Here is a 22,603-nt window from a genome sequence, read left to right on the forward strand (position 1 = left end):
AGACCATGACCCAAACGACCCAAACCCAGGCCACCGAAGGCCAGACCCCGGCCGGCAAGGCGCTGGAGTTCCCCACCGCCAACGGCGCCTTCCGCGCCGCGCGGATCGCCTTCGTCCACGCCCGCTGGCATCGCGAGATCGTCAGCCAGGCCTACGAGGGCTTCCTGGAAGAAATGGCCGCCCTCGGCTTCGGCGCCGAGACCGTGGAGCTGTTCGAGACGCCCGGCGCCTTCGAGATCCCGCTGCACGCCCAGACCCTGGCGAAGACCGGCCGCTACGCCGCCGTGGTCGGCGCGGCCTTCGTGGTCGATGGCGGCATCTATCGCCACGAGTTCGTGGCCGAGACGGTGGTGTCGGCCCTCATGCAGGTGCAGCTCGCCACCGAGACGCCGATCTTCTCGGTGGTGCTGACGCCGCACCACTTCCATGAGCACGAGGTCCATGAGCGGTTCTTCCACGCCCATTTCCGGGTGAAGGGACGCGAGGCGGCGCAGGCCTGCGTGGGCGCGCTGAACAGCCTGGCCCGGCTCTCGGCGGCGGCGTGAGGCGAGCGCCATGCACACCGAACCCCTCGTCCCGCCCGCGGGCTTCCAGCCGCATGACCGCAAGAGCCCGCTCACCGATCCCTGGGAGCCGCTCTACAGCCGCAAGACCGAGGGCGCGGTCGTGCTCGGCCTCTGGGCCGGGACAGCGCACGCCAACGCCCGCGGCTTCGTCCATGGTGGGCTGATCAGCGCGCTCTGCGACAACGCCATGGGCCTGTCGTGCGCGCGGCGGCTCGGCCAGGTCAGCGGCCTGGTCACCGTCAGCCTCAGCGTCGACTTCCTGGGCTCGGCCTTCACCGGCCAGTGGCTGGAGTTCGACACGGTGTTCGTGAAGCCGGGGCGCACGCTCGCCTTCGCCCAGGCCTTCGTCACCGCCGACGGCCAGCCGGTGGCGCGCGCCAACGCGGTCTTCAAGGTGCTGGACGACCGCTCGCGGAGAGCCGCGGCGTAACGGAGGCTGCATTCCGCGCCCGCGACCGGCTGGCCGCGGGCGCGGCTGTCGTGGTATTGGCGAAGGGCTTCGGCCCGCCCTGACGCCCGTCTTTCAGGTGCGCCTGGAACCGCGACGCCGATGCGGGGGTTCGCTTTCCATGACCCAATCCTCCCCTCCGCGGGTCTTGCGGCTTCTCGCCGGTGTCGCAGCCCTTGCCCTGGGCGCCACCCCGGCGTTGGCGCAGCCCACCAACAACTCGGACAACCAGGAGCCGTGGCGCAGCCCGGTGCAAGGCGCGCCCACCTCCAAGCCGCATGTGACCTCCAGCCTCGAGGCCACCGGCCCGGCGCCGCAGGATGCGCACCAGAGCCGCGCCCTGGCGGCGGCGATCTTCTCGCGCCCCGCCGCGGCCCAGCGCGCGGCCGACAAGGCCTCGGCGGCCAACGCCCCGCGGATCACGCCCGCCGATCCCAAGCCGGAATGGCTGACCGACCAGGGCGTGCGCTTCGGCGGCGAGGGCGTCGAGGTCAGCCGGCCGTTCTGACGCCGCTTGCGTCCGTGATCTGAAATCACGAACAGGGCGCCCAGATGTCGTTTGCGGCGCCGCTGGCTTGCGCTGATACTTGAGGTCAGCTCACAGACGAGCGGACACCCTCGGCGAGGCCCCATGGCCAAGCGCAGCCAACTTCCGCTGACCGCCCTGCGCGCCTTCGAGGCCTTCGCGCGCCTCGGCAAGATGAGCCTGGCCGCCGACGAACTCTGCGTCACCCACGGGGCGGTCAGCCGCCAGGTCCGCAGCCTGGAGGCGGTCTGCGGCGTGAAACTCACCCAGGGCCCGCGCAACGCCCTGAAACTCACGGACGCCGGCGAGCGGATGGCCCGGACCCTGGCCACCACCTTCGACGAACTGGAGGCCCTGTTCCGCGATGTCCGCGCCGCCGGCGACAAGGAGCTGCACGTCTCCTGCGTCGGCACGCTGGCCATGAAGTGGCTGATCCCGCGCCTGCCCGGCTTCCACGCCAGCCACCCGGAACTCTCGATCCGGGTCACCGAGGCCTATGGTCCGGTGGACTTCACCCGCGAACCCTTCGACGCCGCGATCCGGCTGGCCGAAAGCGTCCACGGCGAGGGGCTGACCGCCACGCCGTTCCTGGACAACTTCCACGGTCCGGTGGTGTCGCCGGCCCTGCTGGGCGAGGGACGCGGGCTGGAGGCGATCGCCGCCCTGCCCCGCCTGCACACCCGCACCCATCGCCAGGCCTGGGACGAGTGGGCCGACCACGCCCATGTGCGCATTCCCGAAGCGCGGGAGAACCGCGAATACGAGCACATCTTCTACACCCTGGAGGCGGCCATGGCGGGCGGCGGGGTGGGGCTCTCGCCCTGGATCTATGTCGCCAACGACATCGCCGCCGGGAAGCTCGCGGCCCCATGCGGCTTTGTGCAGACGCCGATCCGCTTTCATCTGGTGACGCCGGGCGACCCGCCGAAGCGCGGCCTCAAGGCGTTCCGCGAATGGCTGCTGGAGGAGGCCGCCAAGGCCCCGGCCCCGCCGACCCTGCTGGCGCCGGTGGGCGCCTGAGCGAGCTGGGCTAGGCCCCCGGCGTACCGATCCGCTGCCCCGGGGTGTCGGCGCCATTGGCGTGCATCACCACGCCCTTCCCGCCCTCAGTGAAGCGGTAGCGGATCGGCGCGTCGGGCAGGCGGAAAGTCTGCCGGTCAACGGCCAGGAGCTCGCGCTCGGCGAACCCCGCCATGTCGGCGAACAGCTGGCCGCCGCGCGCGGTGATCCGCAGCACGCGGCCGTCCGGCAGCCGGAACGCGCCCGCATAGCCAGCCAGCACCTGGACCGGGACCTCGGCCTGCTCCGCCGGCGGCGGCAACAGCCAGGGGAAGGACTCGGCGAACAGCGGCGTGAAATAGCCGCCGTGCCGAGCGCCGGCGTAGACGTGGCTGCGGACGCTCATGCGTGACCCCGGCGCGGTCAGGGCCGCCACCAGCGCCGCCTCGTCGCGCAGCATCACCGGGGTCTCCGCGCCGCCCGCCGCCACGAAGACCTGCTTGGCGGCGCCGGACCGCACCGCCTGGGTTACGGCCGGCAGGGCCTCGGTGTCGACCCAGAAGGCGGGGCTGCCGATCACATAGGCTGAGAAGGCGTCCGGCTTGCGGCCCAGGATCTCGGCCGCGAAGTTGCCGCCCGAGGAGTGCCCGAACAGCACCGCGCGCGCCGGATCGGCCGGATAGGTCCTTTCGATGAAGGGCTTCAGCTCCTGCAGCAGGAATGCCTCGAACGCGGGGCCGCGGCCGTGGAGGCTGCGCCCGTCGTAGGCGGCCGCGCCATACAGCAGGTCCTCGTCGCGCTTGTCCCATTGGCCGGGAACCCAGCCCACCGCCACCACCAGGGCCGGCGCCATGGCCCCGCCACCGGCCATGGCCGAACCCGCCGGTCCGGCCACGCCATAGCCCTCGTCCAGGGCGTAGATCGCCGGGACCTTCTCGCCCTTCGGCAGGCCGGTGAGCGGCGGCGTGACCGTGACGATCATGTCCCGGCCCAGCGCGTCGGAATGCACTTCCAGCCGGTCGCCGAACGGCTGTTGCGCCGGGACCTTGCTGACCACCGCCAGCTCCGCTGGCGCCGGCCCGGCCACAGCGAGCGCCGCGCCGGCGGCCAGGACGATCAGCGGGATATGGGACAGGCGCATGAGGCTTTCCGATTTATGTTTGTAATTTACATGAATTACACGCGTCATCCATGCGGTCAAGGTCGCGGCTTTCGGACCTGTGTTGATTTCGCCAGATTGGATGGCGGTCCCTGCAACCCGATGTTCCCGGCCACAAAGGAGACCGCCATGTCCAAGCCCGAAACCCCAGATGCGTCCCTGGTCGCCGCCTATGTCGTGAGCGGCCTGCCGCTGGAGCAGTTCGCCCCGCTGTTCGGCCTGTCCGACGAAGCGCTCGCCGCGCGCGGCGTGATCCGCAGAATCGTCGACAGCGCGGTGGGCTACCCGAGCCGTGTCGAGCTGGAGGACGCCGAGGTCGGCGACACGGTCCTGCTGCTCAACTACGAACACCAGCCCGCCGACACCCCGTTCCGGGCCAGCCACGCGATTTTCGTCAACGAGAAGGCCGAAGAGACCCGACGCACGGTGAACCGGCTGCCGGGCGCGCTGGCCGCCCGCGACGCGGTCTCGCTGCGCGCCTTCCGCGAGGACGGGATGATGATCGATGCGGGGTTCGCGCAGCGGGGCGAGGTGGAAGCCGCGATCGGCCGCTTCTTCGCCAATCCGGACGTCGCCTACCTGCACGCCCACACCGTCGGCTGGGGCTGCTATCTCGCCCGCATCGACCGGGCCTGAGGTCCTTTTGCCCCCGGAAACCCCGCCTGCTGCCACCGTGATGTCAGCAGGACGGGCGCGGCGCCTCGCCGCTGGGCGTTTGTTCGCTATACGTTCACGTGATAAACCTGACTCGCGGACCTACATTGGGAACGCGCTCGACAGGACCTTCCGCGGGCGTTTTGCTGTTTCCGGAACCGAATGGCCGATCATCAGAACCTCATCCGTGTGCGCGGCGCGCGCGAGCACAACCTCAAGGACGTCAGCGTCGACATCCCGCGCGGCGAGCTCGTCGTGCTCACCGGGCTGTCGGGCTCGGGCAAGAGCTCGCTCGCCTTCGACACCATCTACGCCGAAGGCCAGCGCCGCTACGTCGAGAGCCTGTCGTCCTACGCCCGCCAGTTCCTGGAGCTGATGAGCAAGCCGGACGTGGACCTCATCGAGGGCCTGTCGCCGGCCATCTCCATCGAGCAGAAGACCACCAGCCGCAATCCGCGCTCCACCGTCGGCACGGTGACCGAGATCCACGACTACATGCGCCTGCTCTGGGCGCGGGTGGGCGTGCCCTATTCGCCGGCCACCGGCCTGCCCATCGAGAGCCAGACCGTCAGCCAGATGGTCGACAAGCTGATCGCCCTGCCCGAGGGGACCCGCATCTACCTGCTGGCGCCGGTGGTGCGCGGGCGCAAGGGCGAGTACCGCAAGGAGATCGCCGACTGGCAGAAGCAGGGCTTCCAGCGGCTGAAGATCAACGGCGAATTCTATTCGATCGAGGACGCGCCGGTCCTCGACAAGAAGTTCAAGCACGACATCGACGTGGTCGTGGACCGGCTGGTCACCAAGGTCGGGATGGAGACCCGCTACGCCGACAGCCTGGAACAGGCGCTGCGCCTGGCCGACGGCATCGCGGTCGCCGAATGGGCCGACAAGGACCCGACGGAGGCGGAGCCGAAGCGGATCATCTTCTCCGAGAAGTTCGCCTGCCCGGTCTCCGGCTTCACGATCAGCGAGATCGAGCCGCGCCTGTTCTCGTTCAACAATCCCTATGGCGCCTGCCCGGTCTGCGACGGCCTGGGGATGAAGCTCGCCTTCGACGCCGACATGGTGGTCCCGGACAAGGACCGCACCCTGCACAAGGGCGCCATCTCGCCCTGGGCCAAGGGCCCCTCGCCGCTCTACACCCAGACCCTGCAGGCGCTGGCGCGGCACTACGACTTCTCGATGGACACGCCGTTCTACAAGCTGCCCGACGCGGCCAAGCAGGTGATCCTCTATGGCTCGGGCGAGGAGAAGGTCCGCTTCATCTACGACGACAACGCGCGCAAGTACGAGGTCAACAAGACCTTCGAGGGCGTGCTGCCGAACCTCGAGCGCCGCTGGCGCGAGACCGACAGCTCGTGGGTGCGCGAGGAGCTGGGCCGCTACCAGTCCGAGACGCCGTGCGAGGCCTGCGAGGGCTACCGCCTGAAGCCCGAGGCGCTCGCGGTGAAGATCGACGCGACCCACATCGGCCAGGTCAGCCGGCTTTCCATCAAGAACGCCGCAGCCTGGTTCGAAGCGCTGGAAGGCAAGCTCACCGACAAGCAGATGGAGATCGCGCGCCGGATCCTGAAGGAGATCTCAGACCGGCTGCGTTTCCTGGTGAACGTGGGGCTGGACTATCTCGACCTGTCGCGCGCCTCGGGCACCCTTTCCGGCGGCGAGAGCCAGCGCATCCGGCTGGCCAGCCAGATCGGCTCGGGCCTCACCGGCGTGCTCTATGTGCTGGACGAGCCCTCCATCGGCCTGCACCAGCGCGACAATGCGCGGCTGCTGACCAGCCTGAAGGGCCTGCGCGACCTCGGCAATTCCGTGCTGGTGGTGGAGCACGACGAGGAAGCGATCCTCACCGCCGACCACGTGATCGACATGGGCCCGGCGGCCGGCGTCCACGGCGGCGAGATCATCGCCGAGGGCAAGGCCCAGGACATCATGGCCGAACCGCGCAGCATCACCGGCCAGTACCTGTCCGGCGCGCGCGAGATCGAGGTGCCGACCGACCGGCGGCCGATCTCCAGGACCAAGGTGCTGAGGGTGATCGGCGCCACCGGCAACAACCTGAAGACCGTCACCGCGGAGATCCCGCAGGGAACCTTCACCTGCATCACCGGCGTCTCCGGCGGCGGCAAGTCGACCTTCACCATCGAGACCCTCTACAAGGCCGCCGCGCGCCGGCTGCACAACGCCTCCGACGCGCCCGCGCCACACGAGCGGATCGAGGGGCTGGAGCTGTTCGACAAGGTCATCGACATCGACCAGTCGCCGATCGGGCGCACGCCGAGATCCAACCCCGCGACATACACCGGCGCCTTCCAGCCGATCCGCGACTGGTTCGCCGGCCTGCCGGAAGCCAAAGCCCGCGGCTATGGCCCCGGCCGCTTCAGCTTCAACGTCAAGGGCGGCCGCTGCGAGGCCTGCCAGGGCGACGGGCTGATCAAGATCGAGATGCACTTCCTGCCCGACGTCTATGTCACCTGCGACGTCTGCCACGGCCACCGCTACAACCGTGAAACCCTGGAAATCCTGTTCAAAGGCAAGAGCATATCCGATGTTCTTGATATGACGGTCGACGAGGCGGCGGAGTTCTTCAAGGCCGTGCCGGTGCTGCGCGAGAAGATGCAGACCTTGAAGCGCGTCGGCCTGGGCTATGTGAAGGTCGGCCAGTCGTCGACCACGCTCTCGGGCGGGGAGGCGCAGCGGGTGAAGCTCAGCAAGGAGCTGTCGCGCAGGGCCACCGGCAAGACGCTCTACATCCTGGACGAGCCCACCACCGGCCTGCACTTCGAGGACACCAAGAAGCTGCTCGAGGTGCTGCACGAGCTGGTCGACCAGGGCAACACCGTGGTGGTCATCGAGCACAACCTCGACGTGGTGAAAACCGCCGACTGGATCGTCGACTTCGGCCCCGAGGGCGGCGACGGCGGCGGCCAGGTCGTGGCCACCGGCACGCCCGAACAGGTCGCCGCCAACAAGAAGAGCTGGACCGGCCGCTACCTGGCCGAACTCCTCGAACGCCAGGCCGGACGCCGCCGCGCGCAACAGGCTCCGGCAAAGAAGCAGACGGTGTCGGCGTAGACTGAAATCATCCCTCCTCTTTAGGGGAGGGATCAAGCCTAGGAACCTCCCCATGATCCTCTACGGCGCGCCGTACCCCGCCCCCAATCCGCGCCGGGTGCGCATCTTCCTGGCGGAGAAGGGGATCGACCTGCCCGAGACGCCGGTCGACATGATGCAGCGCGAGCACAAGTCGCCGGAGCACCGGGCGCGCAATTCCATGGGCCAGGTGCCGACGCTGGAACTGGACGACGGCAGCTTCATCTCCGAGACCGTCGCCATCTGCCGCTACTTCGACGAGACCAAGGCCGACCCGCCGATGTTCGGGACCACGGCCAAGGACAAGGCGCTGGTCGACATGTGGGTGCGCCGCATCGAGTTCACGGTGATGACGCCGGTCGGCATGTTCTGGCGTCACGCCCACCCGCGCACCGCCGCCCTGCTGACCCAGTTCAAGGACTTCGGCGAGAGCAACCGCGAGACCTACAAGGGCGCCCAGCGCTGGCTGGATCGCGAGCTCGAAGGCCGCGAATGGCTGACCGGCGACCGCTATTCCATGGCCGACATCTGCCTGTTGACCACGGTGGACTTCGCCAAGTGGATCGGCCTGGAAATGGAGCCGGAGCACGCCAACCTGGCGGCCTGGCACGCGCGCGCCGCGGGCCGGCCCAGCGCGCGGGCCTAGCTAGGCCGTCGCCGCGGCCTGCGGCTCAGCGGTGACCGCCTTGTAGGCCGCCAGGAACGGCGCCTGGCCGATCAGCATGTAGATCGGGGCGATCAGCAGTTCGGCGATCAGGGCGAAGACATAGGCGCCCGGCCGCTCGGCCAACGCCTCGGGGTCGGCCAGGCTCACCGGCGCCAGGGTGTGGAAGCCGCCGATCGCCGCCTGGACCACCGCGGTCAGGATGAAGACCGCGAGCGCGATCAGCAGCAGCAGGCAGGCGGCCAACATCGCCATGCCGAACAGGCTCCAGAACCGCCCCCGGGTCAGGCGCCAGGAGTCCTTCAGGCCGAAGCGGCCGGTGGCGAAGTTGGCCGGCCCCGCCAGGCTGAGCCGCGTTCCGAGCCAGGTCAGCGCGCCCAGCACCACGACCAGGACCCCCAGGGACGCCCAGGGGCTGAACTTCTGCGCCCAGATCATCGGCAGGGTGCCCAGCAGGAAAAGCCCGCCCAGCAGGACGACCACCGTGAGCCACAGGCCGAACAGCCGCGCCTCGTCGCGGCTGAAGCGCAGGTAGAACAGGCCAGGCTCCGCCTGCGGCCGCAGTTCCAGCCGGTAGAGCGCCGCCAGCACCACCCACTGCACCGCCGCGCCACCGAAGCCCAGCACGACCAGGCCCACGAGCCCGCCCATCAGGTTCGCCTCATCCTGGGTGCTGGCCGCGACGGCGACCGCCACGATGCCCAGGAAGGCGATCATCAGCAGCGCCACGAAGCTCAGCAGCGAGAACAGGCACCAGCCCAGGACCAGCCGCCATCGGCCGCGGATCACCTGGAAGCCCTCCAGGGCCGCGTCGCTGGCGGAAAAGGCGCGCATGACGGGTCAGCCCGCCTCGGGCTGGATGGTCAGCGGATGGCCCTCCGGCGGCCAGCCGTGCAGCTGCTGGTAGGCCACCGCCCCCGGCGCGGCCATGACCGAGTAGTAGAGGGCCGACAGCACGCTGTTGACGACGCCATAGGCGATGACGCCGACGCTGAGATAGCTGGTCAGCGAGCCGCCGGTGGCGGTCAGCAGGCTCTTCACCTCGGAGAGCTGGCCGCCTTCGATCAGCACGATCGACCCGGTGACCCCGAAGCAGATGAAGATCACCAGGATCCAGATCGTGGCGATGCAGGCGATCGCCAGGGCATAGGCGCCGAGCAGGCCCCAGAAATGGCCCTTGGTCAGGGTCCAGGACTCGAAGACCACCACCTTCTGCTCGGCGAAGGTCGCCGCCGGCGCCAGCGACAGGCGCACGAAGGTGAAAGCCGCGACGCCCACGATCACCAACGGGCCCAGCACCGTCAGGATGGCGCTCAACTGCGGCACGAACAGGCCGATCAGGCCGAACACGATCCCCATCCCGACCGTCGCGCCGACCACCGCCAGGATCAGGATCAGGCTGCAGATCACCGTCGTGCCCATCAGCCGGAATTCATCGGGCCCCAGGCGCACATAGCCGAAGCGGTCGTCGGCGTGGCGGAAGATCAGCCGGTAGACCGCCGCGGCCATCATGGCGATCACCGCGAGCGCCAGCACCAGCACCGGCGCGGCCAGGATCATGGCGTCGGCGAACTGGCGCAGGGTGAGCGTGTCGGGGCCATTGAGCGTATCCAGCCCATGGCGGATCTCCGCCGGCATGAAGACGTCGATCATCACCGCCAGGACGCTGACCGCCAGGTTGAGGACAATCCAGGTGCGGAACGCCTTGGGATTCTTCCGCGCGAGGCGAAAGCCCTCCAGCGCGGCCTCAGTGGGTTTGAACTCCGACATCCCCGTCCTTCGGCCTGCCCGCTCCGTTGAGGAACGAGTCAGCCACCCCTTCGGGTTCCAAGGTTGGGGCTGGGCCGTGGCGCACGCAAGGCCCCGCTCGCGATCCGCCGGGATCGTTGCTAGTTAGCCACGCATGACGACCAGCAAAGCCCTTCGGCCTGTGCATGTGGTGGGCGGCGGTCTGGCCGGTTCCGAGGCCGCCTGGCAGATCGCGCAGGCCGGCGCGCCGGTGGTGCTGCACGAGATGCGCCCGGTGCGCGGCACCGACGCCCACCAGACCGACCGCCTGGCCGAGCTGGTCTGCTCCAACTCCTTCCGCGCCGACGACTGGACCGGCAACGCCGTGGGCCTGCTGCACGCCGAGATGCGCCGGCTGAGCTCGATCATCATGGCCTGCGGCGACGCCCACCAGGTGCCGGCCGGCGGGGCGCTGGCGGTGGACCGGGACGGCTTCTCACAAGCGGTGACGGCGCGGCTGGAGGCCCACCCGCTGGTGACTATCGAGCGCGGCGAGGTCGCCGGCCTGCCGCCGCCGGAATGGGACAGCGTGGTGGTGGCCACGGGGCCCCTGACCTCGCCGGCCCTGTCCGAGGCGATCCTGGCGCTGACCGGCGAGGGCCAGCTCTCCTTCTTCGACGCCATCGCGCCCATCGTGCACCTGGAAAGCGTCGACATGGGCGTGGCTTGGCGCCAATCGCGCTACGACAAAGAAGGCCCGGGCGGCGACGCGGCCGCCTACATCAACTGCCCGATGGATCGCGCCCAGTACGAGGCCTTCATCGACGCCCTGCTGGCCGGGCCGAAGTCGGAGTTCAAGGACTGGGAGCACGTGCCATACTTCGACGGCTGCCTGCCGATCGAGGTGATGGCCGAGCGGGGCCGCGAGACCCTGCGCCATGGGCCGATGAAGCCGGTGGGGCTGACCAACGCGCACAATCCGACCGAGAAGGCCTATGCGGTCGTCCAGCTGCGCCAGGACAATTCGCTGGGCACCCTGTGGAACATGGTCGGCTTCCAGACCAAGCTGAAGCACGGCGCCCAGACCGAGGTCTTCCGGATGATCCCGGGGCTGGAGAAGGCGGTGTTCGCGAGGCTTGGCGGCCTGCACCGCAACACCTTCCTGAACTCGCCCGCCCTGCTGGACGGCTCGCTGCGGCTAAAGGCCGACCCGCGCCTGCGCTTCGCGGGCCAGGTCACCGGCGTCGAGGGCTATGTGGAAAGCGCCGCCGTGGGCCTGCTGGCCGGCCGTTTCGCCGCCGCCGAGGCCTTGGGCCACGCGCTCGTCCCGCCGCCGCCCACCACGGCCCTGGGCGCCTTGATCGGCCACATCACCGGCGGGCATCTGGACGGCGGGAAAGGTTCGTTCCAGCCGATGAACATCAACTACGGCCTGCTGCCGCCGCTGGAAGGCCCCAAGCACGGGGCCAACGGCAAGCGCCTGCCGCATAAGGAGCGCGGCCGGGCCAGGAAGCGGCTGATGGGCGAACGCGCGCTGGCGGATCTGGAGGGTTGGACAACGCCCTCCCCTAATGGGGAGGGACAGACCGCGGAGCGGTCAGGGCGGGGAAGCCTCGGCCAGGACACCGAGCTCACCGCCTAGAACAACACTTCCCCACCCTGGCGCTGCGCGCCTGTCCCTCCCCATTAGGGGGAGGGTTTTCAGTGCGCCGGGATGATCCAGGGGATCAGATACTGCTGGGCGGCCACCAGCGCGCCCAGGATGATCGTCAGCACGATGCTGTGCGGGAAGGTGCGGGCGAAGATCCGGCCCTCCTGGCCGGTCATGCCGGTGACCGAGACGCCGGTGGCGATGTTCTGCGGCGAGATCATCTTGCCCATCACCCCGCCCGATGAATTGGTGGCGGCGAACAGCACCGGGTTCAGGTTCAGCTGGTTTGCGGCGACCACCTGCAGGTTGCCGAACAGGGCGTTTCCGGAGGTGTCGCTGCCCGAAAGCATCACCGCCACCCAGCCCAGGAACGGCGACAGCAGCACGAAGGCGCGCCCGGTGGACGCCGCGCCAAGGCCCAGGGTGTAGGCGAGGCCCGAGTAGTTCATCAGATAGGCCAGGCCCACGATCAGCATGACGGTGACCACCGCCTTCCAGGCCTGGCGCACGGTCTGCACCGCGCAGGCGATGAAGCCGCCGGGCGACAGCCGCACGACCACGGCGGTGAGGATGGCGGCCAGCAGGATCGCGGTGCCGGTGGCCAGCGGCTGGAAGGTCCAGACCGCGGCGTAGGGCTTGTCGTGGTAGAGGGTGATCGAGATCGCCTTGTCCAGCAGGGGCCAATGGATGGCCCGCTGGCCGATGTTGGCGACCTTGAAGGCGGTCCAGGCCACCACCACGGCCGAGATGATCGCCCAGGGCAGCCAGCCCTGCCAGGCCGGCGGCGCGCCCGGCTTGCGGACCTCCAGCGCCGCCTCATCCTGGATCGCGAAGGCCGGGTCGGGCGCCGGGCGCCAGACCTTCAGGAAGGCCAGGGTCACGACCAGTGAGACCAGCGAGGCGAGCACGTCGGTGAGCGTGTAGTCGATGTAGTTGGAGGCCGCGAACTGGGCGGCGGCGAAGCTGAGGCCCGCCGTCAGCAGCACCGGCCAGAGCGCGCGGATCGAGCGCCAGCCGCCATAGAGCCCCATCACGTAGAACGGCAGGATCAGCGCCATCACCGGCAGCTGGCGGCCGACCATGGCGGCGAGGGCATGGGCCGGCAGGCCGGTCACCGACCCCAGCACGGTGAGCGGCGCGCCAAGGGCGCCGAACGCCACCGGGGCGGTGTTGAAGATCAGCACGAAGACCAGCGCCTCGATCGCCGGGAAGCCCACCAGGATCAACAGCGAACTGGTGATGGCGACCGGCGTGCCGAAGCCTGCGACGCCCTCCAAGAGCGCGCCGAAGCAGAAGCCGATGACCACCAGCACGATGCGCCGGTCGTTCGGCATGTTGATCAACAGCCAGGATCGGAAGGCGTCGAAGCGCCCCGAGACCACGGCGATGTTGTAGACCAGCAGCGCCGCCAGCACGATCCACATCACCGGCCAGAGCGCGAACACGGCGCCGTTGGCGACCGCGCTCAACGCCAGGGCCGCTGGCAGCTTCCAGACCATGACCGCCGCCGCCAGCCCGACGATGAGGCCGCCCAGCGACGCCTGCCATGCCGGCCGGCGCAGCACGCCCAGCAGCGCCAGGACCGCGAGGATCGGCAGGGCCGCCACCAGGAACGACAGCGGCAGGCTGTCGCCCACCGGCGTGAGAAGCTGCTTGAACAACCCGACCTCTCCATCCCTGAGGGCGGCCTCTTGGCGGGCCGTCTCACGGGTGAAGCTTGGCGGACGCCTGCCGATTGGCAAGCGGCATCTCGCGCGCCTTCAGATCCGCCCGCGGGCCACGGCGATGGTCAGGCGCAGGCGCCGCGCGAAGTCGTTGGCCGAGGGGCGGCCCGCCAGCGCCGCGTGCGCCACCGCCGGGAAGGCGGTGATGCTGAGGTTGCGCGAGGCGCTGCGCGCGGCGTGGACCACCTTCAGGAAGGTGGGCCGCAGGTCGGGCTGGGCGATGAGCCGTTTGCCCAGCGCCCAGGCCGAGCCGCCGGCCAGCGCCATCTTGGCATCGGTGGTCGGGTCGAGCACCTGGGCCGCGAGCTGGGCGGCGAGGCCGCCGGTGTCCCGGGCCCAGTCCAGCAGCTCGGCTTCCCCCATCGGCGTGGGGTCGAGTTCGCGATAGCGGGCGTCGATCAGGGCCTCCAGCGGCGCGCGCGCCAGGCCGCGGCCGGCCACCACCCGCCCCAGCGCCTGGGCCGTGGGATGCATCCGCACCGCGCGGCCATCGAAGACCTCATCCAGCACCTCGCGCCACCAGGTCAGCCGGATCTCGCCAAGCAGCGGGTTGGAAGCCACGCGCGGCGCGCGCGCCAGCTCGTGGTCGAAGGCGTAGAGGGCCACCACATCGGCCCGGGCGTCGGGGTCGGCGACGAACCGGCTGGACAGCCAGCGGTCGGGGTCCACGCGCCGGATCAGGGCGTCAAGGTCGTCCGTCTCAGCGATGGGCGTGGCCGGCTCGCTCATGGCGCCATTGAAAAGGCCCGCCGGTTAAGGCGGGCCTTCCTCTTCCGGTTCCGGCGGTCTTCAGCCGAAGATTGTCTGGTTCATGGTCATGCAGGCCAGCATCGGCACCGACAGGAAGGTGTTGATGCGCGAGAAGATCAGGCCCGTGCGGGCCGCCTTCGCCTTGGCGTCGGCGTCGCCCTCGACCAGGCCCAGGGAGATCTTCTGGGCCGGCCAGATGAACACCCAGACGTTGAGGGCCATGATGATGCCCAGCCACATGCCAAGGCCGATGAAGCTGTGGCCCACGCCGATCGGCTGCTCGGTGAAGCCGAGGGTCAGCGCCTGCAGCAGGAAGCCGCGGTTGTAGGCCAGGATCAGGCCCATCAGCACCGTGAACGCGGCGCCCCAGCGGAACCAGAACAGCGCTTCCGGCGCGATGTACTTCGAAACGGCCGGCTTCAGCTCGGCCGGGATCTGCGGCATCACCCGGGTCTGCACGAAGTTGAAATACCAGAGCAGGCCGATCCACATGACCCCGAAGATCACGTGCAGCCAGCGGAACACCGCCTGCCAGAACACCCCTTCGCCCGACCCGTTGTGGACGTGGTAACCGGCCACGATGATGAGCGCGATGATGAAGCTGACGATCATCGTGTTGCGGAGATTGGACAGTAGCCCAGCCATTGGGACCCCCTTCGCGAATCCTACCCTGACGCTCAGGTATAGGTCGTTTTGCCGCAGGCGGAAACAGATCGCAGAGCGATGTTCAGACGGCGATCAGGGCGCAGGCCAGCCGGCGGCCCTCGGAGGTCAGCACGTTGTAGAGGCGCGCGGCGGCCGGGGTGTCCATGAATTCCAGGCCGAGGCCCGCGGCGGCCAGGGCGTCGCGCACCGCACGCGGCGGCTGGGCGTTGCGGGCGCCGACGCCCAGCAGCAGGAATTCCACCTCCGCGCGGCCGGCCTCGAACACCGGGGCCAGGGACGCGACGGTGAGCTCGGCGAGGGCGGTCACGCCCCAGGCCCGCGCCTGGTCGGCGACGATCAGCAGCGAGCCCTCATGGCGCGCGTCGGCGCCCTGTTCGCTGGACAGGCGGAAGCCGCCGTCGCCATAGGCCTCGATGGAGGGCGCGTCGCGGGCCATCGCAGGCGTCCGATCGCAGGCCCTAGCGGACGGTGGCGGGCTTCAGCGGCTCGGCCGGCTCGTCCTCGCGCCCGCGCCGCACGCCCCAGAGCATGATGATCGGGGCGGCGATGTAGATCGACGAATAGGTGCCGATGGCGATGCCGAACAGCATGATCACCGACAGGCCGTAGAGCGTCGGGCCGCCGAACACCGCCAGCGCCACCAGCGCCAGGACGGCGGTCAGGCTGGTGATGATGGTCCGGGTGAGCATCTCGTTGATCGACATGTCGATCACCTCGCCCAGCGGCATGCGCTTGAACTTGCGGATGTTCTCGCGGAACCGGTCAAACACCACAACGGTGTCGTTCATCGAATAGCCGATGATGGTCAGGATGGCGGCGACCGACTTCAGGTCGAACTCGATCTTGCCGAGACGGCCCATGATGGCGATCAGGCCGAAGGTCAGGAACACGTCGTGGAACAGGGCCGCCACGGCGCCCAGGCCGAACTGCAGCTCGAAGCGGAACCAGATGTAGAGCAGCATCGCCAGGATCGCGAGGCCGAGGCCCAGGAGGCCATGGGTGAAGAGTTCGCCCGAGACCTTGGGGCCGACCACGTCGGTGGAGACGAACTTCACCTTGCCGAGGGTCTGGGTGAGCCTGGCCTGCGCCTTGGAGACCGTGGCGCTGGCGTCGGCGCCGGCCGGCGGCTGGAACCGCACCATGGCCGAGCTGGGCGCGCCCAGGGTCACCACCGTGAGGTCGGTGAGGCCAAGGCCGTCCAGGGCCTGGCGCACCTTGCCGGAATCGACCGCGACGGGGGCGGTGGAGATCTCCATCACCGTGCCGCCCTTGAAGTCGATGCCGCAGGCGAGGCCGCCGCAGGGAAGGGTGAACGGATAGGCCGCGAAGAAAATCGAAGCGACCACCGCCACGACGGACAGCGGCGAGAAGAACTTGGCCAGCCGCACGAACCGGAAATGCGGGCGGACCGGCATGATCTTGATGAGGGGCCAGAGGGACATGGGCTGGCTCCTTAAGCGATCGGCAGGGTTTTCGGCCGGGCGGCCTTGAACCACCAGCCGAGCAGCACCTGGGTGACGAGCACCGCCGAGAAGACGGTGGTGAGCACGCCCACCGACAGGGTCCAGGCGAAACCCTTCACCGTCCCCGAGCCGATGTTGAACATGATCAGGGCCGAGAAGATGTGGGTCATGTTGGCGTCGAAGATGGTGCCCCAGGCCCGCGAGAAGCCCGAGTCCATGGCCACGATCAAGGTGCGCCCGGCGCGAAGTTCGTCACGCATCCGCTCGTAGATCAGCACGTTGGCGTCCACCGCCACGGCGAGCGTCAGGATGAGGCCGGCGATGCCCGGCAGGGTCAGCGTCGCCTGGGTGAGGCTCATCACGCCCACGATCATCAGGCCGTTGACCACCAGGGCGATCAGCGAGATGCCGCCGAACAGCAGGCCGTAGATCCCGATCATGAACACCATGGTCGCCACCAGGCCGACGATCGCGGAGATCGCGCCGGCCTTCACCGCGTCGGCCCCGAGCTCGGCGCCCACCGTGCGCTGCTCCTCGACCTTCATCGGAGCCGGCAGCGAACCGGCGCGCAGCAGCACGGCCAGGTCGTTGGCGCTTTCGGCGGTGAAGTTGCCGGTGATCCGGCCGGAGCCGCCGGGGATCGGGCCCTCGATGTTCGGAGCGGACAGGACCTTCTTGTCGAGCACGATGGCGAAACGCTTGCCGACGTTCTGGCGGGTGATGTCGCCGAACCGCTTGGCGCCCACGCCGTTGAACCGCAGCTCGACCTCCGAACCGCCGGTCTGCTGGTCGAAGCCGGCGCTGGCGCTGGTCAGCATTTCGCCGGTGACCACCTGGCGCTTCTTGACGATGTACTGGGGGCTGCGGCCGTCGGTGGAGACCAGGACCTCGTCGCCCGGCGGAATGCGCCCGGCGGCCATATCCTCGGGCGAGACGTTCTCGTCCAGCATCTGGAAACTCAGCTTGGCGGTCTGGCCGATGACGCTTTTCAGGTGCTCCGGATCGCTCTCGCCGGCCACCTGGATGTCGATGCGGTCCTTGCCGCGCCGCGAGATGTCCGGCTCCTTGGTGCCCATCTGGTCGATCCGGCGGCGGATGACCTCCTGGTTCTGCTCCACGGCCCGCTGGACCTCGGCGTCGAAGGCGGCGGGCACGAAGGCGACCCGAAGCCGCTGGTCGGGCTGGACACTGACGGTGACGTCGCGGCCGCCGGCCACGCCGGCCAGCGGCGCGCCCACGGACTGGCGCAGGAAGTTGACCGCGTCATTGACCATCGCCGGATCGCTAACCCGCAGCCCGATCTCGCCGTTCACGATGGCCAGATCGGAGATCTCGATGTTCTTGGCGTGCAGCTGGGTGCGGATATCCTCGAGCATGTTGGTCAGGCGCTCGTTGCGCAGCGCGACCGTGTCGACCGAATAGAGCAGGTCCGAGCCGCCCTGCAGGTCGAGGCCCAGGTGCAGGGTGTTCTTGGGCACGAAGCCCGGAAGCGCGGCGACCGTCTTGGGCGGCAGCAGGTTGGGCAGCGTGAAGATGAAGCCCAGCACCGTCGCGAGGACGACCAGGATCACCTTCCAGCGGGCAAGTTTCATCATGGCGGGAGGCGCGCCCTAGACCTTGGCGTCGTTGGCCGGGGCCGGCGCGCCGCGGGCCTGCACCTCGGCGATCATCGACTTCTTGACCTTCACGGTGACGCCGGTGGCGATCTCCACGCCCACCTCGGCGTCTTCCACGCGCACGATCTTGCCGATCACGCCGGAGGACAGCACCACGTTGTCGCCACGCTTGACCGACGAGATCGCCGCCTGGTGCTGCTTCATCCGCTGCTGCTGCGGCCGGATCATGAGGAAATAGAACAGGACGACCAGGCCGATCAGCGGCAGGAACTGGATCAGGTCGGCATTCAGTGCGGGGGACATAGCCTCTCCGGAAAGCGGTGCGGCGGCGGCCCGTTTTGGGGGACCCCGCTCGAAGTCGGCGGAAGCTATGCGCTGCGACCCCGATTTGCAATGGAACCGGGAGCCGTTAGGTGTCGCCTAAGATGACGCATGAGCTGGAACCCGTCCTGAGCCGGATCGCCGAGGCGCTGGAGCGCCTGGCGCCGCTGCCGGCGCGCACGCCCGACTTCGCCGCCGCGCGGCTGTTCCGCCACGATCCGGCCGGCGGCGTCTTCCATCCCGCGCCCGACTATCCGCTGCCGCTGGCCGCCCTGGTCGGCGTGGACCGCCAGCGCGACCGGTTCGTCGAGAACCTGCGGCGCTTCGCGGCCGCCCTGCCCTACAACCACGCCCTGCTGTGGGGCGTGCGCGGCACGGGCAAGAGTTCGCTCGCCAAGGCCGCGTTCTGCCATGTGGCGGCAAAGACCCCCTCGCTGAAGCTGGTGGAGGTCGACCGCGACCAGGTCACCGCGCTGCCGGCGCTGTTCGACGCCCTGCGTGGGCGGCGCGAGCGGTTCGTGGTGCTGTGCGACGATCTGTCGTTCGAGGAAGGCGCGGCGGCGGCCAAGGCGCTGAAGTCGGCGCTGGAGGGCGGGGTCTCCGGCCCGCCGGCCAATGTGCTGTTCGTCGCCACCTCCAACCGCCGCCACCTGATGCCCCGGTCCCATGGCGAAAAGGGCGGGCATGGCGAGGACAAGGGCCTGATCGCCGCCGCCGAGGACGCCGAGGAGGAGGTCAGCGTCTCCGACCGCTTCGGCCTGTGGATCGGCTTTCCGCCCATGGACCAGCCGACCTACCTGGCCGCGGTGGCCGGCTATGCGCAGCGCTACGGCCTGGAGACCCCCGACCTGGAGCGCCGCGCCCTGCAATGGGCGCAACTGCGCGGCGGCCGCTCGGGTCGGGTGGCCTGGCAGTTCATCCGCGACCTGGCGGGGGAGCTGGGCAAGCCCCTGCCGCTGTAGGCTCAATTCCGAGGCGAGACGGTAACGCGCCCCTCCTCCCCTTGTGGGAGGAGGTGGCAGCCGAAGGCTGACGGAGGTGGGGTCGCGTTGCGCTCCCGGGAGACGAAGCGTCGTTCGAAGCTGGAAGCCTGTAGAGACCCCACCTCCGACCCGCTTCGCGGGCCACCTCCTCCCACAGGGGGAGGAGGATGCCGATTCAGCGTCGTTTCGCCTCTGAAGGAATGGCGATCAATCTAAGGCTTGGGCAGGGCCAGTTTCGGGTCCACCGCCTTGGCCTGGTAGCGCACCTCGAAGTGCAGCTGCGGCTCGGAGACCCCGCCGGTCTGGCCGGCCTGGCCGATCTGCTGGCCCTGGGTGACCTTCTGCTGGTTCTTCACGTCGATGCGGCCCAGGTGGCCATAGGCGGTGGCCCAGCCGTCGGCGTGCTTGATCAGCACCAGGTTGCCGAAGCCGGGCAGCTGGTCGCCGGCGTAGGCGATCTCGCCGTCGGCCGCCGCGCGCACCGGATCGCCGGCCTTGGCCTGAATATCCACCCCGTCGTTGTGCTGGCCGTTCGGCTTCGGGCCGAAGTCGGAGAGGACGGCGCCGGTCAGCGGCCATTTGAAGCGGCCAGCCGCCATCTGGGTGACCTGGGTGTCGCTGTAGGCCGGCGCAGCGGCCGGCGGGGTCGGTGGCGCGGCCGCGCCGGGGACCTGCGCATAGGGGATCGGCCGCGAGGGCGGGGTCGCCTCGCCCGGCTGGTAGGGCCTGGGATAGCGGGTCGGCGGCGCCTCCTGGGCGACCTCGGTGCGATCGCGGTAGCCGTCCGGCAGGAACACCTTGGTGCCAGGACGCACGCTGATCACCCGCTTCGACAGCTCGTTCTCGGCGCGCAGGTTGGCCACGCTGACGCTGAACCGCCCGGCGATGCCGGTGAGCGTGTCGCCGGCCTCGGCCACATAGTAGTGCTCGGCGAAGCTCGGGCCGCGCAGCACCTGGCCCGCGTGGACGGCATTGCCCTTCAGGTGGTTCAGCCGCTTCAGGGTCCCGACGTCGGTGTCCAGCCGATCGGCGACCTTGGCGATCGTGTCGCCGGACCGGACCTTATAGCTCTCGCCCTTGGCCTCGCGGGTGATGACCTTGCCGGCGTTGGCGCGGTCGGCGGCGGCGGCCGTTCCCGTCTCGTCGCTTTCGGCGGCGGCCGGCTTGGCGCCCCGGTGGCCTTTCGAGCCCTTGGCGGGCGGCTCGGCGTCGGCGACCTCGGTCTTCTCGCCCTTCTTGCCCTTCGGCGCGTCGGACTGGTCCTCGGCGGACTCCACCTCGGGCGCGCGGTAGTCGCCGGGCAGGCGGATCTGCTGGCCCGGACGGATCGAGGTCCTGGCCGAGAGGTCGTTCTCCGCGCGCAGGTCGTCGACCGTCACGTGGAAGCGCTTGGCGATGGAGAACACCGTGTCGCCCGGGACGACGACATAGGCCTTCTTAGCGACCGCGGGGCCCTTGATGACGTCGCCGGGCTGCAGGACCGCGCCCTTCTTCAGCTTGTTGGCGCTCATCAGCTCGTCGACAGTGGTGTCGAGCTTGTCGGCGATCTTCTCCAGCGTGTCGCCCTTCTTGACGATGTAGCTCGCGCGGTCGCCCTTGACGGTCACGATCTTGCCGTTCGCGGCCTTGGGCGGCTCTTCCGCCTTGGGTCGGTGGTGGGTCGCCGCCAGCGTCGAGCCGGCGCTCAGCGCGGCCGCCGAAAACACGGTGGTCGCCAGGCAGATCGCAAAGAAGCTCTGGGCCGATCGCTGAAGGAATTGCGTCATCGCCGCTCCGGTATAGGTCATGGAATCAGTCGGGGCGTCATGGTTGATACTGAGTTAAGCCGCCCCATCCGGCCACCCGCAAACCAGCGCGGGTTCCAGAGGTATTGCTCACAGCTCTTTCGCTACCCCGTCGAGCAGGGGCACGAAACGCACATCGGTCAAGGTCTCGATCTGGAACCCCCCTTTGCCATCGCCCGTATAGCGCTTCAGGCTCTGCACCGGCCCCTTGCCGATCGGGGCCACGAGGATTCCGTTCGGCTTGAGCTGGGCGAGCAGCGTCTTGGGCTCATCTGACGCCGCGGCTGTGACCATAATGCGGTCGAACGGCGCCTGCTCGGGCCAGCCCTCCCCGCCGTCGCCGAAGCGGGTGATGACATTGGTCAGGCCCAGCGCCTTGAACCGCGCCTCGGCCTCGCGCATCAGCGTCCGGTAGCGCTCCACAGTGTAGACCAGCCGCGAGAGCTTGGAGAGGATGGTGGTCTGATAGCCGCTGCCGGTTCCGATCTCGAGCACCCGGTCGCGCTTGTCGAGCTTCAGGGCCTGGCTCATCAGGCCGACGATGAACGGCTGGCTGATGGTCTGGCCGCAGGCGATCGGCAGGGCGGAGTCCTCGAAGGCGCGTTCCTTGAAGAGGTCGGGCGTGAAGACCTCGCGCGGGGTGGTCTCGATGGCGGACAGCACCGCGGGCTCGCTGATCCCCTGGCCGCGCAGGGCGAGGATCAGGCGGGCCAGCCTGGTCTCGGCGCTGTCGTCGTCCTTCTTCGCCATCCTCAAGTCCCGGGCGCTCACGCCAGATACACTCAGAATTTGGGCGGCGCGCCGCCCAGAACACCACGCAGTTTGTGCACTGACTCGCCGTGGGTGAGATCGATATGCAGCGGCGTGACCGATATCTTTCCGTCGTAGAGCGCGCGCAGGTCGGTGCCGGGCGGCGGCTGCGAACGCTCCTGGCGGAACCCGGCCCAATAGTAGTCGCGGCCGCGCAGGTCGGTGCGCTTTTCCACGATGCGCACGGGCGCGTCGCGGAAGCCCTGGCGGGTGACCTCGACCTCGGTGATCTCGTCCGGCGCCCGGCCGGGGAAGTTGAGGTTCATGATCACCTCGTCAGGCCAGCCGGTCTCCATCAGCCTGCGGATGATGGCCGGGGCGTAGGCCTCGGCCGCGTCGTAGCCCTTGGCGCCATCCTCGTGGAAGCCCATCTGGCTGAGCGCGATCCCCTTCACGCCCAGCGCCATGGCCTCGATGGCGCCGGCCACCGTGCCGGACATGGTGACGTCCTCGGCCAGGTTCGCGCCGCGGTTGACGCCGGAGAGCACCAGGTCCGGCTTGCCGCCCGCCACCAGCTCGCGAACGCCCAGCATCACGCAGTCGGTGGGCGTGCCGGAGGTGGCGAAGCGCCGCTCGTCCAGCTGGCGCACGCGGATCGGGTCGGTGAGCGTCAGCGCCCGGCTGGCCCCCGAACGCTCGGCGTCCGGCGCGCAGATCCAGACGTCGTCGGAAAGCTGGGCCGCGATCCGCTCCAGCGCGGCCAGGCCCTCGGCATGGATCCCGTCGTCGTTGGTGAGCAGGATCCGCATCTAAGACCCGGACGTCCCGGCGAAAGCCGGGATCCAAGCTGAGTCAGCAGATTGAAGAACCGCCGCCGCTTGGCCTCCAAACGCCGCTTGGGTCCCGGCTTTCGCCGGGACATCCGGGAGTTGGGGCGCTTTCAACCCTTACCCCCGATATGGCTCAACCCCGGCAGATAAGGGTGCAGGGCCTGCGGGATGGCGATGCGGCCGTCCTCGTCCTGGTAGTTCTCCATGATCGCCACCAGGGTGCGGCCC

General features: G+C 69.3%; 23 protein-coding genes. 9 read left to right on the plus strand and 14 right to left on the minus strand.

Going from position 1 to position 22,603, the window contains the following annotated elements; all coding sequences use genetic code 11:
* The first annotated feature begins 5 nt into the window (after positions 1-5).
* From VGL85_RS16355 to VGL85_RS16370, 4 genes are all read left to right on the plus strand, one after another.
* Positions 6-545 carry a 6,7-dimethyl-8-ribityllumazine synthase gene (locus VGL85_RS16355; protein ID WP_331590035.1) on the plus strand — a complete coding sequence of 180 codons (540 nt, stop codon included), beginning with the start codon at positions 6-8 and terminating at the stop codon, positions 543-545.
* 10 nt (positions 546-555) lie between these two features.
* Positions 556-996 carry a PaaI family thioesterase gene (locus VGL85_RS16360; protein WP_331590036.1) on the plus strand — a complete coding sequence of 147 codons (441 nt, stop codon included), beginning with the start codon at positions 556-558 and terminating at the stop codon, positions 994-996.
* 139 nt (positions 997-1,135) lie between these two features.
* Complete coding sequence (locus VGL85_RS16365; RefSeq protein WP_331590037.1) at positions 1,136-1,522, plus strand: hypothetical protein; 387 nt, start codon at positions 1,136-1,138, stop codon at positions 1,520-1,522.
* 123 nt (positions 1,523-1,645) lie between these two features.
* The gene (locus VGL85_RS16370) at positions 1,646-2,560 is read left to right on the plus strand and encodes a LysR substrate-binding domain-containing protein (RefSeq protein ID WP_331590038.1); all 915 of its coding nucleotides are present in this window, start codon (positions 1,646-1,648) and stop codon (positions 2,558-2,560) included.
* A 10-nt stretch (positions 2,561-2,570) separates the two neighbouring features.
* Here VGL85_RS16370 and VGL85_RS16375 read toward each other — a convergent pair whose 3' ends face one another.
* Positions 2,571-3,680, minus strand: coding sequence for an alpha/beta hydrolase (locus VGL85_RS16375; RefSeq protein ID WP_331590039.1), 1,110 nt, complete (start codon positions 3,678-3,680; stop codon positions 2,571-2,573).
* Between the two features lie 147 nt (positions 3,681-3,827).
* Here VGL85_RS16375 and VGL85_RS16380 point away from each other — a divergent pair, with 147 nt between their 5' ends.
* The 3 genes from VGL85_RS16380 (at position 3,828) to VGL85_RS16390 (ending at position 8,091) form a co-directional block, all read left to right on the plus strand.
* Complete coding sequence (locus VGL85_RS16380; RefSeq protein ID WP_331590040.1) at positions 3,828-4,334, plus strand: DUF1203 domain-containing protein; 507 nt, start codon at positions 3,828-3,830, stop codon at positions 4,332-4,334.
* 180 nt (positions 4,335-4,514) lie between these two features.
* On the plus strand, positions 4,515-7,427 hold the full coding sequence (uvrA, locus tag VGL85_RS16385; protein WP_331590041.1) for an excinuclease ABC subunit UvrA: 2,913 nt from the start codon (positions 4,515-4,517) through the stop codon (positions 7,425-7,427).
* 52 nt (positions 7,428-7,479) lie between these two features.
* Entirely contained in the window at positions 7,480-8,091 is a 612-nt protein-coding gene (locus VGL85_RS16390) for a glutathione S-transferase family protein (protein ID WP_331590042.1), read from the plus strand.
* On the opposite strand, the gene VGL85_RS16395 is transcribed toward VGL85_RS16390, so the two are convergent.
* Complete coding sequence (locus VGL85_RS16395; protein ID WP_331590043.1) at positions 8,092-8,943, minus strand: hypothetical protein; 852 nt, start codon at positions 8,941-8,943, stop codon at positions 8,092-8,094.
* A gap of 6 nt (positions 8,944-8,949) precedes the next feature.
* On the minus strand, positions 8,950-9,879 hold the full coding sequence (locus VGL85_RS16400) for a hypothetical protein (protein WP_331590044.1): 930 nt from the start codon (positions 9,877-9,879) through the stop codon (positions 8,950-8,952).
* A 133-nt stretch (positions 9,880-10,012) separates the two neighbouring features.
* On the opposite strand from VGL85_RS16400, the gene trmFO reads away from it, so the two are divergent.
* Positions 10,013-11,479, plus strand: a complete 1,467-nt coding sequence (trmFO, locus tag VGL85_RS16405; RefSeq protein WP_331590045.1) for a methylenetetrahydrofolate--tRNA-(uracil(54)-C(5))-methyltransferase (FADH(2)-oxidizing) TrmFO — start codon at positions 10,013-10,015, stop codon at positions 11,477-11,479.
* 59 nt (positions 11,480-11,538) lie between these two features.
* On the opposite strand, the gene VGL85_RS16410 is transcribed toward trmFO, so the two are convergent.
* The 7 genes from VGL85_RS16410 to yajC all read right to left on the minus strand — a co-directional run bounded on the left by VGL85_RS16410 (position 11,539) and on the right by yajC (position 18,010).
* Positions 11,539-13,149, minus strand: a complete 1,611-nt coding sequence (locus VGL85_RS16410; RefSeq protein ID WP_331590046.1) for an L-lactate permease — start codon at positions 13,147-13,149, stop codon at positions 11,539-11,541.
* Positions 13,150-13,248: 99 nt separating this feature from the next.
* A complete protein-coding gene (locus VGL85_RS16415) occupies positions 13,249-13,941 on the minus strand; it encodes a squalene/phytoene synthase family protein (RefSeq protein ID WP_331590047.1) in 693 nt (230 codons plus the stop codon).
* A gap of 60 nt (positions 13,942-14,001) precedes the next feature.
* Positions 14,002-14,607 carry a urate hydroxylase PuuD gene (locus tag VGL85_RS16420; protein WP_331590048.1) on the minus strand — a complete coding sequence of 202 codons (606 nt, stop codon included), beginning with the start codon at positions 14,605-14,607 and terminating at the stop codon, positions 14,002-14,004.
* A gap of 82 nt (positions 14,608-14,689) precedes the next feature.
* Complete coding sequence (locus VGL85_RS16425) at positions 14,690-15,064, minus strand: Mth938-like domain-containing protein (RefSeq protein WP_331590049.1); 375 nt, start codon at positions 15,062-15,064, stop codon at positions 14,690-14,692.
* A 22-nt stretch (positions 15,065-15,086) separates the two neighbouring features.
* The gene (gene secF, locus VGL85_RS16430) at positions 15,087-16,070 is read right to left on the minus strand and encodes a protein translocase subunit SecF (RefSeq protein WP_331590050.1); all 984 of its coding nucleotides are present in this window, start codon (positions 16,068-16,070) and stop codon (positions 15,087-15,089) included.
* 11 nt (positions 16,071-16,081) lie between these two features.
* Positions 16,082-17,686 (minus strand): protein translocase subunit SecD, encoded by a 1,605-nt coding sequence (gene secD / locus VGL85_RS16435; protein WP_331590051.1) that lies wholly within the window; start codon positions 17,684-17,686, stop codon positions 16,082-16,084.
* Positions 17,687-17,701: 15 nt separating this feature from the next.
* Complete coding sequence (yajC, locus tag VGL85_RS16440) at positions 17,702-18,010, minus strand: preprotein translocase subunit YajC (protein ID WP_331590052.1); 309 nt, start codon at positions 18,008-18,010, stop codon at positions 17,702-17,704.
* Positions 18,011-18,132: 122 nt separating this feature from the next.
* On the opposite strand from yajC, the gene VGL85_RS16445 reads away from it, so the two are divergent.
* On the plus strand, positions 18,133-18,990 hold the full coding sequence (locus tag VGL85_RS16445; protein ID WP_331590060.1) for an ATP-binding protein: 858 nt from the start codon (positions 18,133-18,135) through the stop codon (positions 18,988-18,990).
* Positions 18,991-19,223: 233 nt separating this feature from the next.
* Here VGL85_RS16445 and VGL85_RS16450 read toward each other — a convergent pair whose 3' ends face one another.
* The 4 genes from VGL85_RS16450 to VGL85_RS16465 all read right to left on the minus strand — a co-directional run.
* Complete coding sequence (locus tag VGL85_RS16450; RefSeq protein ID WP_331590053.1) at positions 19,224-20,777, minus strand: LysM peptidoglycan-binding domain-containing protein; 1,554 nt, start codon at positions 20,775-20,777, stop codon at positions 19,224-19,226.
* Positions 20,778-20,885: 108 nt separating this feature from the next.
* A complete protein-coding gene (locus tag VGL85_RS16455; protein WP_331590054.1) occupies positions 20,886-21,545 on the minus strand; it encodes a protein-L-isoaspartate(D-aspartate) O-methyltransferase in 660 nt (219 codons plus the stop codon).
* Positions 21,546-21,577: 32 nt separating this feature from the next.
* Positions 21,578-22,354, minus strand: a complete 777-nt coding sequence (gene surE, locus VGL85_RS16460) for a 5'/3'-nucleotidase SurE (RefSeq protein WP_331590055.1) — start codon at positions 22,352-22,354, stop codon at positions 21,578-21,580.
* A 131-nt stretch (positions 22,355-22,485) separates the two neighbouring features.
* Positions 22,486-22,603, minus strand: a 118-nt coding sequence (locus tag VGL85_RS16465; RefSeq protein WP_331590061.1) for a hypothetical protein, incomplete at its 5' end; no start/stop codon positions are given.

The organism is Phenylobacterium sp. (genome assembly GCF_036501465.1).
Lineage (GTDB): Bacteria > Pseudomonadota > Alphaproteobacteria > Caulobacterales > Caulobacteraceae > Phenylobacterium.

Bases quoted from the DNA above. Each gene is read 5' to 3' on its own strand.
- VGL85_RS16355 (WP_331590035.1), top strand. From the start codon at position 6: ATGACCCAAACGACCCAAACCCAGGCCACCGAAGGCCAGACCCCGGCC.
- VGL85_RS16360 (WP_331590036.1), top strand. From the start codon at position 556: ATGCACACCGAACCCCTCGTCCCGCCCGCGGGCTTCCAGCCGCATGAC.
- VGL85_RS16365 (WP_331590037.1), top strand. From the start codon at position 1,136: ATGACCCAATCCTCCCCTCCGCGGGTCTTGCGGCTTCTCGCCGGTGTC.
- VGL85_RS16370 (WP_331590038.1), top strand. From the start codon at position 1,646: ATGGCCAAGCGCAGCCAACTTCCGCTGACCGCCCTGCGCGCCTTCGAG.
- VGL85_RS16375 (WP_331590039.1), bottom strand. From the start codon at position 3,680: ATGCGCCTGTCCCATATCCCGCTGATCGTCCTGGCCGCCGGCGCGGCG.
- VGL85_RS16380 (WP_331590040.1), top strand. From the start codon at position 3,828: ATGTCCAAGCCCGAAACCCCAGATGCGTCCCTGGTCGCCGCCTATGTC.
- uvrA (WP_331590041.1), top strand. From the start codon at position 4,515: ATGGCCGATCATCAGAACCTCATCCGTGTGCGCGGCGCGCGCGAGCAC.
- VGL85_RS16390 (WP_331590042.1), top strand. From the start codon at position 7,480: ATGATCCTCTACGGCGCGCCGTACCCCGCCCCCAATCCGCGCCGGGTG.
- VGL85_RS16395 (WP_331590043.1), bottom strand. From the start codon at position 8,943: ATGCGCGCCTTTTCCGCCAGCGACGCGGCCCTGGAGGGCTTCCAGGTG.
- VGL85_RS16400 (WP_331590044.1), bottom strand. From the start codon at position 9,879: ATGTCGGAGTTCAAACCCACTGAGGCCGCGCTGGAGGGCTTTCGCCTC.
- trmFO (WP_331590045.1), top strand. From the start codon at position 10,013: ATGACGACCAGCAAAGCCCTTCGGCCTGTGCATGTGGTGGGCGGCGGT.
- VGL85_RS16415 (WP_331590047.1), bottom strand. From the start codon at position 13,941: ATGAGCGAGCCGGCCACGCCCATCGCTGAGACGGACGACCTTGACGCC.
- VGL85_RS16420 (WP_331590048.1), bottom strand. From the start codon at position 14,607: ATGGCTGGGCTACTGTCCAATCTCCGCAACACGATGATCGTCAGCTTC.
- VGL85_RS16425 (WP_331590049.1), bottom strand. From the start codon at position 15,064: ATGGCCCGCGACGCGCCCTCCATCGAGGCCTATGGCGACGGCGGCTTC.
- secF (WP_331590050.1), bottom strand. From the start codon at position 16,070: ATGTCCCTCTGGCCCCTCATCAAGATCATGCCGGTCCGCCCGCATTTC.
- secD (WP_331590051.1), bottom strand. From the start codon at position 17,686: ATGATGAAACTTGCCCGCTGGAAGGTGATCCTGGTCGTCCTCGCGACG.
- yajC (WP_331590052.1), bottom strand. From the start codon at position 18,010: ATGTCCCCCGCACTGAATGCCGACCTGATCCAGTTCCTGCCGCTGATC.
- VGL85_RS16445 (WP_331590060.1), top strand. From the start codon at position 18,133: ATGACGCATGAGCTGGAACCCGTCCTGAGCCGGATCGCCGAGGCGCTG.
- VGL85_RS16450 (WP_331590053.1), bottom strand. From the start codon at position 20,777: ATGACGCAATTCCTTCAGCGATCGGCCCAGAGCTTCTTTGCGATCTGC.
- VGL85_RS16455 (WP_331590054.1), bottom strand. From the start codon at position 21,545: ATGGCGAAGAAGGACGACGACAGCGCCGAGACCAGGCTGGCCCGCCTG.
- surE (WP_331590055.1), bottom strand. From the start codon at position 22,354: ATGCGGATCCTGCTCACCAACGACGACGGGATCCATGCCGAGGGCCTG.